The organism is Vibrio splendidus (assembly GCF_003345295.1).
In the GTDB taxonomy this organism is placed as follows: Bacteria; Pseudomonadota; Gammaproteobacteria; order Enterobacterales; family Vibrionaceae; genus Vibrio; species Vibrio splendidus_K.
In genome coordinates this window covers 3,149,533-3,163,930 of sequence record NZ_CP031055.1, presented here as the reverse complement: position 1 = coordinate 3,163,930, position 14,398 = coordinate 3,149,533, and the positions used below count along the sequence as shown (strand labels likewise).

The following is a 14,398-nucleotide window of genomic DNA, read 5'->3' as shown; positions in this document are numbered from 1 at the left end:
CAACAAGCAAATTCCGATACGACAACATTCCGACACTATCCCCAGATTTTCTTGGGCTTCCCCGTATAATTGCGGGATTTTTTTTATCTAAAGCATGCTATAAACAACTTAGTAACTAATGACAGTTGTATACAACTAGGTAAGTGGCGTGGAATTAGAAGACATCTATCGTAGAGACCTTAATTTATTGGTCGCCTTAAAAGTATTGATTGAAGAGGGTAGTGTTAGCCAGGCTGCGCTTCGTCTTAACTTAAGTCAATCGGCAACCAGTCGAGTGTTAGGGCGCTTAAGAGAACTACTTAACGATCCGCTGTTTACACGCCAAGGTCAGCACCTTATTCCCACCAAAAAAGCACTCGAAATCAGTCAGCGTATTGATCAGCCTTTAGAGTCATTCCGCCAACTGCTGAGCCCGAGTGATTTCGATCCTTACTATTGCAGCGAACGCTTTCTGATTGCGACTACTGACTACGCGATGCAAACCATCTTGCCTTATGCATTGCCTAAGATTTATGAACAAGCGCCGAACATATCTTTGGAGTTTGCACCGCTGCAGCATGAGCATTTGTTTAAGCAACTCAGCACCGAACGTGTTGATATGGCGATCTGTCGACCGAGTGGCAGCGTTGCACCACTTCATCAAGAGGTCTTGGGGCCGGTCGGTGTGTCGTGTCTGTTATCTAAAAACCACCCATTGGCGGATCAGCCTTTAAGCCTTGAAGACTATGTTTTACTCCCGCATGCGATGATTGCGATTAGTGATGGTGTTAAAGCGTTATTAGATAATGCTTTAGCCAATCAAAACCCACGTAAAATGGTGCTGCGTGCTTATCACCTTGAAGCCGCATTAGCGATTGTCGATAGAATGCCGTTGGTGATCACTGTACCAGCCGATCTGGCTTATTTGGTGGCAGAGCGCTATGACTTGGTTGTTAAGCCATTACCATTTGAGTTTATGCCGTTTGATTACTCGCTGATCTGGCACTCGCGCTGCGATTCTTCTGCCTCGCAACAATGGTTAAGAAGAGTAGTAAAAGAAGAGTGTGGTGAGTTGATTCAGAAGCGTATTGCGGATGTAGGTTTGGGTTAACTTAGATCTAGTTTTGGTTTACTCGAACCAAATGACCAAAATGCAAAAGGGCTGATAAAAATCAGCCCTTTGTTGTTTTAGGTCATCCAAGCCTAAAGTTGTTGCTTAAGGTTTGATAACTTTATGTTTGAGAATCTATAGTTTAATGACTACGCGACCAGTGATTTGACCGTTAGTGATGTCTTCCGCTGCTTGAATTGCACCGTCTAAAGACACCTCTTTGGTTGCTTGAGTGTAGAAAGATTCTGGTAATAGCTCAGCCAGTTGTTCCCAAGCTTTAATACGTTTTTCACGAGGGCACATTACCGAGTCCACACCTTGTAGGCGAACGTTACGCAGAATGAATGGCATTACCGTGGTTGGTAGGTCAAAACCGCCCGCTAGACCACACATCGCAACCGCGCCGTTGTAATCAATTTGTGCCAATACTTTCGCAAGTACTTTGCTACCTACTGTATCGATAGCGCCAGCCCACAGTTGTTTTTCTAGTGGCTTAGCAGGTTCTTCTAGTTCAGCACGCTCTACAATGCGTGTCGCGCCTAGTGATTTAAGTAGTTCACCGTTTGCAGAAGCACGACCAGTCACCGCAGCCACTTTGTAACCCAGCTGGTTAAGTAGCGTAATAGACACGCTGCCTACGCCACCACTTGCGCCTGTTACTAGGATCTCACCGTCTTCTGGTTTGATGCCTGCATCTACGATAGCTTGCACACAAAGCATTGCTGTGAAACCTGCTGTACCGATCGCCATGACTTTCTTAGCGTCTAGACCCGCTGGCATTGGCACTAACCAATCACCGTTTAGGCTCGCTTTCTCAGCCATTCCACCCCAGTGACCTTCACCAACACCCCAACCCGTTAGAACAACTTCGTCGCCTGCTTTGTAGCGCGGGTCATCAGATTGTGAAACCACACCTGAAAGGTCGATACCAGGAACCATAGGGAAGTTACGAACAATGCGCCCTTTACCTGTAATCGCCAAACCATCTTTGTAGTTCAAAGAAGAGTAGCTCACATTAACCTTCACGTTACCTTCTGGTAATTGAGATTCATCAATTTGAGATACTGATGCGATAGTTTTTTTATCTTCTTGGTTTAGTACAAGTGCTTTAAACATGATCTGCTCCGTGGGAGGAATATTAGGAAACTGAAGTAACTTTAGTTGAATCATCGAAGAAAAAATAATGAAACATCAACATTGAGTCTATGCATTTTGTGCATAGATGTGAGTGGCGCTTTTTCTCTTGCTAAGTTCGCTGAACGAATCGATACATTATTGGACGCCGAGCAATAAAAAGTGCAGCTATATAAATATAGCTGCACAAATTATTACCCTACAAGTATTACAATCAACGAGCGCTATGGGCGTTCAAATACCGTTGCAATACCTTGGCCTAAACCAATACACATGGTTGCTAAGCCGTATTTCACGTCTTGCGCTTCCATTAGGTTAATCAGGGTTGTTGAGATACGAGAGCCAGAACAGCCTAGTGGGTGACCCAGTGCAATGGCACCACCGTTAAGGTTTACTTTCTCGTCAACCACATCCAGTAGACCTAGATCTTTCGCACATGGAAGAGATTGAGCAGCGAATGCTTCATTCAACTCAATAACACCCATATCTTCAATTGTTAAGCCTGCACGTTTCAGTGCTTTCTTGGTTGCTGGTACTGGGCCGTAACCCATGATTGAAGGATCGCAGCCAGCGATAGCCATCGACTTCACGCGAGCGCGAATCTTCAGGCCAAGTGCGTTGGCTTTCTCTTCGCTCATGATAAGCATTGCCGATGCACCATCAGACAGTGCTGATGAAGTACCTGCTGTTACGGTACCGTTTGCTGGGTCAAATACCGGGCGAAGCTGAGATAGACCTTCAACTGTCGTTTCTGGGCGAATGACTTCATCGTAATCCAGAGTGAACAGTGAACCGTCTGCTGCGTGAGCTTCTGTTGGCAGGATTTCGTTTTTGAAACGACCTTCAACTGTTGCTGCTTGAGCTCTAGCATGTGAACGTGCTGCGAATGCATCTTGGTCTTCACGGCTAATACCGTGCATTTTACCTAGCATTTCAGCGGTTAGACCCATCATACCGGCAGCTTTTGCTACGTGTTTAGACATGCCTGGGTGAAAATCAACACCGTGGTTCATTGGTACATGACCCATGTGTTCGACACCACCGATTAGGCAGATTTCAGCATCGCCAACCATGATAGAGCGGGTTGCATCATGCAGAGCTTGCATAGATGAACCACATAAACGGTTGACCGTCACCGCACCAATCTCAATCGGGAGACCAGCAAGCAAAGCAGCGTTACGTGCAACGTTGAAGCCTTGCTCTAGCGTTTGTTGTACACAACCCCAGTAAATGTCTTCAATTTCGACAGGGTTTACTTCTGGGTTGCGCTCTAAAATGCCTTTCATCAAATGTGCTGACAAATCTTCAGCACGAGTGTGACGGAAAGCTCCACCTTTGGAACGTCCCATTGGGGTGCGAAGGCAATCAACAACAACTACATTATTCATTTTGCTATTCCTTTTCCAAGAGTGGGTTACAGAGAACTGGCTTGTTGACCGTCGTAAAAGCTTTCGCCTTTCGCTGCCATATCAAGCAATAGTTGAGGAACTTGGTACATTGCACCTAAGTCTTGGTAGTTCTTCGCCATTTCAACGAAGTTACCAATACCCACACTGTCTAAGTAGCGGAATACGCCGCCTCTGAATGGAGGGAAGCCTAAACCGTAAACCAATGCCATATCCGCTTCTTGCGGTGTAGCAATGATGCCCTCTTCTAAACAAAGTACCACTTCGTTGATCATTGGAATCATCACACGCTGGATAATGGTCTGGTCATCAAAGTCTTGTGGCTGTTGGCATACATCAGCCAGGATAGGAAGAATGTCTTCTGAGAAAGTTTTCTTAGGACGACCGCGTTTGTCTACGCTGTATGTGTAGAAACCACTACCGTTCTTCTGACCGTATTTTTCAGCGATGTAAAGTGCGTCAATTGCATCACGGCCTTCTTTACCCATACGCTCAGGGAAACCTTGTGCCATTACTGCTTGTGCATGGTGTGCAGTGTCTAAACCAACAACGTCGAGCAGGTACGCAGGGCCCATTGGCCAACCGAACTTACGTTCCATTACTTTATCTATTTTAGTGAAATCAGCACCGTCGCGTAGCAACATGCTGAAACCGCCAAAGTAAGGGAAAAGTACACGGTTTACGAAGAAGCCAGGGCAGTCATTAACAACGATTGGGGATTTGCCCATTTTCGCTGCGTAAGCAACTACGCGATTAATGGTTTCTTCTGAAGTATGCTCGCCACGGATGATCTCAACCAAAGGCATGCGGTGTACTGGGTTAAAGAAGTGCATGCCACAGAAGTTTTCTGGGCGCTTTAAAGATTTCGCCAGCAGGTTGATCGGAATCGTTGAGGTATTTGATGTTAGAACCGTGTCTTCACCAACTAGGCCTTCAACTTCACTCAGTACTGCTGCTTTTACTTTCGGGTTTTCTACAACCGCTTCCACAATCACATCAGATTGTTCAACACCAGCATAATGCAAGCTTGGAGTAATAGAAGACAGAATACCTGCCATCTTGAATCCATCTAGGCGACCGCGTGATAAACGTTTATTCAATAGCTTAGATGCTTCGTTCATACCAAGATCAAGAGACGCCTGTGCGATGTCTTTCATCATTACTGGCACGCCTTTCAGCGCAGATTGGTAAGCAATACCGCCACCCATGATGCCAGCACCGAGTACGGCAGCACGCTCAGTTGCTTTATTTGCAGATTTACCAGCCTGTTTTGCTAAGCCTTTAATGTATTGGTCATTAAGGAATAAGCCAACAAGAGCTTTTGCTTCTTCTGATTTCGCTAGTTTAACGAAATGTTTACGTTCGATGTCTAATGCCGCATCGCGATCGCTACGTGCTGCTTCTTCAATAGCAATAACTGAAGTAATTGGCGCTGGGTAATGAGGGCCTGCTTTTTGAGCTACAAGGCCTTTAGCCATGGTAAAGCTCATCATTGCTTCTAACTTACTCAGTGATAGCGCTGATGTTTTTTGTTTACGACGTAGCTGCCAATCGATTTTTTCATTTGCAGCCAGTGAAACAGTATTAATCGCTGACTCTAATAGTTTGTCTGTATCAACAATCGCATCTAACAAGCCAATCTTAAGCGCTTCATCTGCGCGGCATGCTTTGCCTTGCGTGATAATTTCCATTGCGCTGTCTGCACCGATAACACGAGGTAGGCGCACACAACCGCCAAAGCCAGGCATGATACCCAGTTTTGTTTCTGGTAGACCTATGCTGGTGGTTTTGTCACCAATACGGAAGTCCGTTGCGAGTACGCATTCACAGCCACCGCCAAGAGCATGGCCACGCATCATTGAAAGAGTTGGTACAGGAAGATCTTCGAGCTTACTAAAGATTGAATTAGCGAATCTTAACCATTCATCAAGTTCTGCTTCTGGCTTAGCAAATAGGCCAAGAAATTCAGTGATGTCTGCGCCTACAATGAACGCGTCTTTGTTTGAAGTTAAGATTAAACCACGTAATCCAGCGTGAGCATTAAGAGCATCTAACGCTTTGTCTAGTGATTCTAAAGTAGCGAGGTCGAGTTTGTTTACAGATGCCGGCGCGCAGAAGCTTAGTTCAGCGATACCATCTTGTAATTCCTTTACCTGTAGGGTGTTAGCTTGGTAAATCATTGTCTATCTCCATGACATACAATCCACGATTGTTTGAGAGAATCTTGTTATCTTTCTATTATTGTAGAATACCTGGTAAGACCAGTTATCTTAGTCTGTACCTCTGCCTGATTAATTTCAATACATTTTTTAAACAATTGTTTAACATTGTGCGATAGCACAGATCCTCTAACCGTTATTATTCACGCGTGATACACTTCGCCGCTCTTAATAATTAAGTCAACGATATGAATGAACAGCCCTATTTAATACCGTCAGTATCGGCTCTGTTTGAAGAAGAGATTAAAAAGAGCGTATTCATTACTCAGCTTGCTCATACACCAAGTGTAGAAGTTGCTAAACAGTTCGTAGAGCAGGTAAAAAAAGAGCATTCTTCAGCGCGACATAATTGTTGGGGGTTTGTGGCAGGGCGACCGGAAGACTCTATGAAATGGGGTTTTAGTGATGATGGCGAACCTTCCGGTACCGCTGGTAAGCCTATCTTGGCGCAGTTATCGGGTTCAGGTGTTGGTGAATTAACGGCTGTTGTGACTCGTTATTCTGGCGGAATCAAGCTCGGAACGGGTGGTTTGGTTAAGGCTTACGGTGGAGGAGTACAACAAGCTCTCAAGCTGCTTCAAACTATCGAGAAAAAAATAACCACAAAATTACGGCTAGAGTTAGACTATAGCTTCGTGCCAATTGCACAATCTATTATGGCTCAGCATCAGGCTGTTGAGGTCCAAGCGGATTATGGTGTTCAAGTTGAGCTTATCATTGAGATAGAGCTCCTGCAGGTAGATTCGTTTACCCAGACCATGATCAATAAAAGCGGTGCCAAGGCACTGGTAACGAAAGTTAAAGATAACTAGGAAGTTTGAAGCATTTCGCTTCGTTCAATAGCTCATGCAATTTCGCTCAATTATTCGAATCGTCGGATTATTATTAGCACTTTTTAGTGTATCAATGCTCGCACCTGCGCTCGTCGCACTTATCTATAGAGATGGTGCGGGTGTGCCATTTGTGACGACTTTTTTCGTTCTATTATTCTGTGGGGCAACTTGTTGGTTTCCCAACCGACGATATAAACATGAGTTGAAAGCGCGTGATGGCTTTCTTATTGTTGTGTTGTTTTGGACGGTAATCGGCAGTGCGGGCGCATTGCCGTTTTTGATCGCCGATAACCCGAACGTTTCGGTTACCGATGCTTTCTTCGAATCGTTTTCTGCATTAACAACTACAGGTGCAACAGTTATTGTTGGCCTCGATGACCTACCTAAGGCAATTCTATTTTACCGCCAGTTCCTGCAATGGTTCGGTGGTATGGGTATCATCGTATTGGCGGTCGCCATCCTTCCTGTTCTCGGTATCGGTGGTATGCAGTTATATCGAGCTGAAATCCCAGGCCCAGTCAAAGACAGTAAGATGACTCCGCGTATTGCTGAAACTGCGAAAGCACTTTGGTATATCTACCTGAGTCTAACGATTGCTTGTGCCGTGGCGTTTTGGCTTGCAGGCATGAGCTTCTTTGATGCTATCAGTCATAGCTTCTCTACGATTGCGATTGGTGGCTTCTCGACTCACGATGCGAGCATGGGCTATTTCAACAGTCCTGCTATCAACATGATTACGGTCGTGTTCCTCCTTATATCAGCATGTAACTATTCACTTCACTTTGCGGCATTTGCTTCAGGTGGTGTGCATCCTAAGTATTATTGGAAAGATCCTGAGTTTCGCGCCTTTATCTTTATTCAAGCGGTTTTGTTCTTAGTTTGTTTCTTATTACTGCTTAATCACCACTCTTATGACTCGTATTACGATGCCTTCGATCAAGCCTTGTTCCAAACGGTATCTATATCTACGACAGCAGGCTTCACCACTACCGGTTTCTCCGAGTGGCCGTTGTTCTTACCTGTGCTGCTTCTGTTCTCTTCTTTTATAGGTGGGTGTGCAGGTTCAACGGGTGGCGGTATGAAAGTCATTCGAATATTGCTGCTTACCTTGCAAGGTGCTCGTGAAATGAAGCGTCTTGTTCACCCGCGTGCTGTCTATACCATCAAGGTTGGTGGTTCGGCACTACCACAACGTGTCGTGGATGCGGTTTGGGGCTTCTTCTCTGCATACGCATTGGTTTTTGTGGTTTGTATGTTGGCTCTTATTGCTACGGGGATGGATGAGCTGAGTGCTTTCTCTGCCGTAGCGGCAACATTGAATAACCTTGGCCCGGGCTTAGGTGAAGTGGCGATGCACTTTGGCGACGTTAATGACAAAGCCAAGTGGGTATTGATCGTGTCTATGTTGTTTGGCCGTTTAGAAATATTCACCTTATTAATCTTATTGACCCCTACGTTTTGGCGTAGCTAAGGACATATTGTGGCAAAAGCTCTATTTTTGTATTCAAGCCGTGAAGGGCAGACCAAGAAAATCTTGAACTATATAAAAGAAGAAATGAATGAGTTCGAATGTGAGCTTCAAGATCTGCACACTGTTAATAATGTCGACTTTGCTCAGTACGACAGAGTGTTGATTGGTGCATCTATTCGTTACGGCCACCTTAATAAGAAGCTATACCAGTTTATTGATGCCAATCTTGCTCAGTTGCAATCAAACAAGGTTGCTTTCTTCTGCGTTAACTTAACGGCTCGTAAAGAAGACCAAGGTAAAGATACCCCAGAAGGTAGTGCTTATATTAAGAAGTTTCTTCTCAAGTCACCGTGGCAGCCGACTTTGATCGGTGTATTCGCGGGTGCCCTCTATTACCCACGTTATAACTGGTTTGATAAAACTATGATTCGCTTCATTATGAATATGACAGGTGGAGAAACGGATACAACCAAGGAAGTTGAGTACACGAACTGGGAAAAAGTCTCTTTATTCTCTAAGAAATTGCAAGAGATGTAAGAGAAAAGCCTACTTTTGAGGCGTTTTGTGCTCTTTTTAATCGAACGAATAAAAAAACGAGAAAAACTTCAAAAAGGGCTTGCCAGTGTGATCGAAATCTCTATAATGCGACCTCGTTGAAACGGGAAGGCTTTGTAAGAAACCAAAACGAATCAGCAGGTCAAATTAGCCAAGCTAAGCGCTTGAAAAAAGTTTTGAAAATAGTGGTTGACACTAAAACTTAAATCGCTAAAATGACCGTCCGATTTGAGCGAAGCTCAAAAAGGAAAAGCTCTTTAACAATTTAAACCTATCAATCTGTGTGGGCACTCGTTGATGAATATCAAAACGTTATTACTTAGGTAGTAACAGTTACTTCGGTAACAAAATTGATTTCAATGAACTGAGTGACCAATACGAATAACTTCGGTTATTTGGCACAGTCAATTCATTATCATTCTGTTGGAATGGTAATAGCTTTAGAATTACATGTTCATGTTTACATGAATATTAGTTTTGAAGTCAGTATTCGTTGAGTCACAAAATCTTAAATTGAAGAGTTTGATCATGGCTCAGATTGAACGCTGGCGGCAGGCCTAACACATGCAAGTCGAGCGGAAACGACACTAACAATCCTTCGGGTGCGTTAATGGGCGTCGAGCGGCGGACGGGTGAGTAATGCCTAGGAAATTGCCTTGATGTGGGGGATAACCATTGGAAACGATGGCTAATACCGCATAATGCCTACGGGCCAAAGAGGGGGACCTTCGGGCCTCTCGCGTCAAGATATGCCTAGGTGGGATTAGCTAGTTGGTGAGGTAATGGCTCACCAAGGCGACGATCCCTAGCTGGTCTGAGAGGATGATCAGCCACACTGGAACTGAGACACGGTCCAGACTCCTACGGGAGGCAGCAGTGGGGAATATTGCACAATGGGCGAAAGCCTGATGCAGCCATGCCGCGTGTATGAAGAAGGCCTTCGGGTTGTAAAGTACTTTCAGTTGTGAGGAAGGGTGTGTAGTTAATAGCTGCATATCTTGACGTTAGCAACAGAAGAAGCACCGGCTAACTCCGTGCCAGCAGCCGCGGTAATACGGAGGGTGCGAGCGTTAATCGGAATTACTGGGCGTAAAGCGCATGCAGGTGGTTCATTAAGTCAGATGTGAAAGCCCGGGGCTCAACCTCGGAACTGCATTTGAAACTGGTGAACTAGAGTGCTGTAGAGGGGGGTAGAATTTCAGGTGTAGCGGTGAAATGCGTAGAGATCTGAAGGAATACCAGTGGCGAAGGCGGCCCCCTGGACAGACACTGACACTCAGATGCGAAAGCGTGGGGAGCAAACAGGATTAGATACCCTGGTAGTCCACGCCGTAAACGATGTCTACTTGGAGGTTGTGGCCTTGAGCCGTGGCTTTCGGAGCTAACGCGTTAAGTAGACCGCCTGGGGAGTACGGTCGCAAGATTAAAACTCAAATGAATTGACGGGGGCCCGCACAAGCGGTGGAGCATGTGGTTTAATTCGATGCAACGCGAAGAACCTTACCTACTCTTGACATCCAGAGAAGCCAGCGGAGACGCAGGTGTGCCTTCGGGAGCTCTGAGACAGGTGCTGCATGGCTGTCGTCAGCTCGTGTTGTGAAATGTTGGGTTAAGTCCCGCAACGAGCGCAACCCTTATCCTTGTTTGCCAGCGAGTAATGTCGGGAACTCCAGGGAGACTGCCGGTGATAAACCGGAGGAAGGTGGGGACGACGTCAAGTCATCATGGCCCTTACGAGTAGGGCTACACACGTGCTACAATGGCGCATACAGAGGGCAGCAAGCTAGCGATAGTGAGCGAATCCCAAAAAGTGCGTCGTAGTCCGGATTGGAGTCTGCAACTCGACTCCATGAAGTCGGAATCGCTAGTAATCGTGAATCAGAATGTCACGGTGAATACGTTCCCGGGCCTTGTACACACCGCCCGTCACACCATGGGAGTGGGCTGCAAAAGAAGTGGGTAGTTTAACCTTTCGGGGAGGACGCTCACCACTTTGTGGTTCATGACTGGGGTGAAGTCGTAACAAGGTAGCCCTAGGGGAACCTGGGGCTGGATCACCTCCTTATACGAAGATACCACGATGAGTGTCCACACAGATTGATTAGGTTTAGAAAAGTAAAGAGACGAAGAACTCCCAAGTTCTTCAATATCCAGTGTCCCGTTCGTCTAGAGGCCTAGGACACCGCCCTTTCACGGCGGTAACAGGGGTTCGACTCCCCTACGGGATACCATTGGGTCGTTAGCTCAGTTGGTAGAGCAGTTGACTTTTAATCAATTGGTCGCAGGTTCGAATCCTGCACGACCCACCATTCTTTCTCCGCGAAGGAATTAAAACTATCGTGGGCGATTAGCTCAGTTGGGAGAGCACCTGCCTTACAAGCAGGGGGTCACTGGTTCGAGCCCGGTATCGCCCACCATTCTCTAAATATTCTTGGTTATTAAAATGTCCAAACCACTTCTTTTGTCGCTGGTTGGTATGTTTGACCCTGAGAGTCTTTAGAAAATGTGAATTTTAGAACACTGGTTCTTAAAGTCTCATGCTCTTTAACAATTTGGAAAGCTGACTGATTTGATTACTTACGAGTAATTCAATCAAATTTAAAAGTTCTCAATGTTTATCTTTCATTAGATAAACACAACAAACACATTCAAGTGTCTTGTATTCGAATCAATGTTTACATTGATTCACAATTGAGTCCGGCAAACAGTCATTGAGAATTAACCCTTCTTGATGACAACCAAAAACCTTGGTTAGTTGCCATACACTAAGACCCTTTCGGGTTGTATGGTTAAGTGACTAAGCGTACACGGTGGATGCCTTGGCAGTCAGAGGCGATGAAAGGCGTAATAACTTGCGATAAGCCCAGATTAGGTAGTAATAACCTTTTGAGTCTGGGATTCCTGAATGGGGAAACCCACTTGCATAAGCAAGTATCCTGTTGTGAATACATAGCAACAGGAGGCAAACCGGGGGAACTGAAACATCTAAGTACCCCGAGGAAGAGAAATCAACCGAGATTCCGAAAGTAGCGGCGAGCGAAATTGGATTAGCCCTTAAGCTTTTAATGAGACAGACGAAGGCTCTGGAAAGTGCCGCAGTAAAGGGTGATAGCCCCGTAGTCGACATCTCATAATCAGTGAAAACGAGTAGGGCGGGACACGTGATATCCTGTCTGAATATGGGGGGACCATCCTCCAAGGCTAAATACTACTGACTGACCGATAGTGAACCAGTACCGTGAGGGAAAGGCGAAAAGAACCCCTGTGAGGGGAGTGAAATAGAACCTGAAACCGTGTACGTACAAGCAGTAGGAGCACCTTCGTGGTGTGACTGCGTACCTTTTGTATAATGGGTCAGCGACTTAATTTTAGTAGCAAGGTTAACCGTTTAGGGGAGCCGTAGGGAAACCGAGTCTTAACTGGGCGTACAGTTGCTAGGATTAGACCCGAAACCAGGTGATCTAGCCATGGGCAGGTTGAAGGTTGAGTAACATCAACTGGAGGACCGAACCGACTAATGTTGAAAAATTAGCGGATGACTTGTGGCTAGGGGTGAAAGGCCAATCAAACCTGGAGATAGCTGGTTCTCCCCGAAAGCTATTTAGGTAGCGCCTCGGACGAATACTACTGGGGGTAGAGCACTGTTAAGGCTAGGGGGTCATCCCGACTTACCAACCCTTTGCAAACTCCGAATACCAGTAAGTACTATCCGGGAGACACACGGCGGGTGCTAACGTCCGTCGTGGAGAGGGAAACAACCCAGACCGCCAGCTAAGGTCCCAAAGTATAGCTAAGTGGGAAACGATGTGGGAAGGCTCAGACAGCCAGGATGTTGGCTTAGAAGCAGCCATCATTTAAAGAAAGCGTAATAGCTCACTGGTCGAGTCGGCCTGCGCGGAAGATGTAACGGGGCTAAGCTATACACCGAAGCTGCGGCTACGTACCTTAGGGTATGTGGGGTAGGGGAGCGTTCTGTAAGCCGTTGAAGGTGTGCTGTAAGGCATGCTGGAGGTATCAGAAGTGCGAATGCTGACATGAGTAACGATAAAGGGAGTGAAAAACTCCCTCGCCGGAAGACCAAGGGTTCCTGTCCAACGTTAATCGGGGCAGGGTAAGTCGACTCCTAAGGCGAGGCCGAAAGGCGTAGTCGATGGGAAACGGGTTAATATTCCCGTACTTCTTACAATTGCGATGGGGGGACGGAGAAGGCTAGGTGGGCCTGGCGACGGTTGTCCAGGTTCAAGTATGTAGGCGGAAAGTTTAGGTAAATCCGGACTTTCTTAACGCTGAGATACGATGTCGAGCTACTACGGTAGTGAAGTCATTGATGCCATGCTTCCAGGAAAAGCCTCTAAGCTTCAGATTGTAAGGAATCGTACCCCAAACCGACACAGGTGGTCGGGTAGAGAATACCAAGGCGCTTGAGAGAACTCGGGTGAAGGAACTAGGCAAAATGGTACCGTAACTTCGGGAGAAGGTACGCTCTTATCAGTGAAGTCCCTTGCGGATGGAGCAGACGAGAGTCGCAGATACCAGGTGGCTGCAACTGTTTATTAAAAACACAGCACTGTGCAAAATCGTAAGATGACGTATACGGTGTGACGCCTGCCCGGTGCCGGAAGGTTAATTGATGGGGTTAGACTTCGGTCGAAGCTCTTGATCGAAGCCCCGGTAAACGGCGGCCGTAACTATAACGGTCCTAAGGTAGCGAAATTCCTTGTCGGGTAAGTTCCGACCTGCACGAATGGCGTAATGATGGCCACGCTGTCTCCACCCGAGACTCAGTGAAATTGAAATCGCTGTGAAGATGCAGTGTACCCGCGGCTAGACGGAAAGACCCCGTGAACCTTTACTACAGCTTGGCACTGAACATTGAACCTACATGTGTAGGATAGGTGGGAGACTATGAAATTGCGTCGCTAGATGTGATGGAGTCGTCCTTGAAATACCACCCTTGTAGTTTTGATGTTCTAACGTTGGTCCCTGAATCGGGATTACGGACAGTGCCTGGTGGGTAGTTTGACTGGGGCGGTCTCCTCCCAAAGAGTAACGGAGGAGCACGAAGGTGGGCTAAACACGGTTGGACATCGTGTGGTTAGTGCAATGGCATAAGCCCGCTTGACTGCGAGAATGACAATTCGAGCAGGTGCGAAAGCAGGTCATAGTGATCCGGTGGTTCTGAATGGAAGGGCCATCGCTCAACGGATAAAAGGTACTCCGGGGATAACAGGCTGATACCGCCCAAGAGTTCATATCGACGGCGGTGTTTGGCACCTCGATGTCGGCTCATCACATCCTGGGGCTGAAGTCGGTCCCAAGGGTATGGCTGTTCGCCATTTAAAGTGGTACGCGAGCTGGGTTTAGAACGTCGTGAGACAGTTCGGTCCCTATCTGCCGTGGGCGTTGGAAAATTGAAAGGGGCTGCTCCTAGTACGAGAGGACCGGAGTGGACGAACCTCTGGTGTTCGGGTTGTCATGCCAATGGCATTGCCCGGTAGCTAAGTTCGGAATCGATAACCGCTGAAAGCATCTAAGCGGGAAGCGAGCCTTGAGATGAGTTTTCCCTGGCACTATAAGTGTCCTAAAGGGTTGTCGTAGACTACGACGTTGATAGGCAGGGTGTGTAAGTGCTGCGAGGCATTGAGCTAACCTGTACTAATTGCCCGTGAGGCTTAACCATACAACACCCA

7 protein-coding genes, 3 tRNA genes and 2 rRNA genes are annotated in these 14,398 nt (G+C 46.6%); 9 read left to right on the top strand and 3 right to left on the bottom strand.

The genetic code is table 11. The features are described from left to right. The first annotated feature begins 148 nt into the window (after positions 1 to 148). Positions 149 to 1,090 carry a LysR family transcriptional regulator gene (locus tag DUN60_RS14185; protein ID WP_102442617.1) on the top strand — a complete coding sequence of 314 codons (942 nt, stop codon included), beginning with the start codon at positions 149 to 151 and terminating at the stop codon, positions 1,088 to 1,090. Positions 1,091 to 1,225: 135 nt separating this feature from the next. On the opposite strand, the gene acuI is transcribed toward DUN60_RS14185, so the two are convergent. The 3 genes from acuI to fadB all read right to left on the bottom strand — a co-directional run bounded on the left by acuI (position 1,226) and on the right by fadB (position 5,810). Further along, on the bottom strand, positions 1,226 to 2,206 hold the full coding sequence (gene acuI / locus DUN60_RS14180) for an acrylyl-CoA reductase (NADPH) (RefSeq protein WP_114634134.1): 981 nt from the start codon (positions 2,204 to 2,206) through the stop codon (positions 1,226 to 1,228). Between the two features lie 242 nt (positions 2,207 to 2,448). Then, complete coding sequence (gene fadA / locus DUN60_RS14175; protein ID WP_016784138.1) at positions 2,449 to 3,612, bottom strand: acetyl-CoA C-acyltransferase FadA; 1,164 nt, start codon at positions 3,610 to 3,612, stop codon at positions 2,449 to 2,451. 26 nt (positions 3,613 to 3,638) lie between these two features. Then, a complete protein-coding gene (gene fadB / locus DUN60_RS14170; RefSeq protein WP_017073802.1) occupies positions 3,639 to 5,810 on the bottom strand; it encodes a fatty acid oxidation complex subunit alpha FadB in 2,172 nt (723 codons plus the stop codon). A 227-nt stretch (positions 5,811 to 6,037) separates the two neighbouring features. On the opposite strand from fadB, the gene DUN60_RS14165 reads away from it, so the two are divergent. From DUN60_RS14165 to DUN60_RS14130, 8 genes are all read left to right on the top strand, one after another. Then, positions 6,038 to 6,661, top strand: coding sequence for a YigZ family protein (locus DUN60_RS14165; RefSeq protein ID WP_114634133.1), 624 nt, complete (start codon positions 6,038 to 6,040; stop codon positions 6,659 to 6,661). A 34-nt stretch (positions 6,662 to 6,695) separates the two neighbouring features. Beyond that, positions 6,696 to 8,153, top strand: coding sequence for a TrkH family potassium uptake protein (locus tag DUN60_RS14160; RefSeq protein WP_017077285.1), 1,458 nt, complete (start codon positions 6,696 to 6,698; stop codon positions 8,151 to 8,153). A gap of 9 nt (positions 8,154 to 8,162) precedes the next feature. Continuing rightward, entirely contained in the window at positions 8,163 to 8,690 is a 528-nt protein-coding gene (gene hemG / locus DUN60_RS14155) for a menaquinone-dependent protoporphyrinogen IX dehydrogenase (protein WP_050649805.1), read from the top strand. Between the two features lie 528 nt (positions 8,691 to 9,218). Further along, a 16S ribosomal RNA gene (locus tag DUN60_RS14150) occupies positions 9,219 to 10,773 on the top strand. Positions 10,774 to 10,863: 90 nt separating this feature from the next. Beyond that, positions 10,864 to 10,939: transfer RNA gene (locus DUN60_RS14145), tRNA-Glu, on the top strand. Between the two features lie 2 nt (positions 10,940 to 10,941). Then, positions 10,942 to 11,017, top strand: a tRNA-Lys gene (locus DUN60_RS14140). Positions 11,018 to 11,049: 32 nt separating this feature from the next. Continuing rightward, positions 11,050 to 11,125: transfer RNA gene (locus DUN60_RS14135), tRNA-Val, on the top strand. A 370-nt stretch (positions 11,126 to 11,495) separates the two neighbouring features. Further along, positions 11,496 to 14,388: ribosomal RNA gene (locus DUN60_RS14130) — 23S ribosomal RNA — on the top strand. Together the 16S and 23S rRNA genes with 3 tRNA genes alongside form the textbook arrangement of a ribosomal RNA operon. Positions 14,389 to 14,398: the final 10 nt, after the last annotated feature.

Excerpts from the sequence above, each read along its gene's own strand:
- acuI (WP_114634134.1), bottom strand. The coding sequence starts at position 2,206 with ATGTTTAAAGCACTTGTACTAAACCAAGAAGATAAAAAAACTATCGCA.
- fadA (WP_016784138.1), bottom strand. The coding sequence starts at position 3,612 with ATGAATAATGTAGTTGTTGTTGATTGCCTTCGCACCCCAATGGGACGT.
- fadB (WP_017073802.1), bottom strand. The coding sequence starts at position 5,810 with ATGATTTACCAAGCTAACACCCTACAGGTAAAGGAATTACAAGATGGT.
- DUN60_RS14165 (WP_114634133.1), top strand. The coding sequence starts at position 6,038 with ATGAATGAACAGCCCTATTTAATACCGTCAGTATCGGCTCTGTTTGAA.
- DUN60_RS14160 (WP_017077285.1), top strand. The coding sequence starts at position 6,696 with ATGCAATTTCGCTCAATTATTCGAATCGTCGGATTATTATTAGCACTT.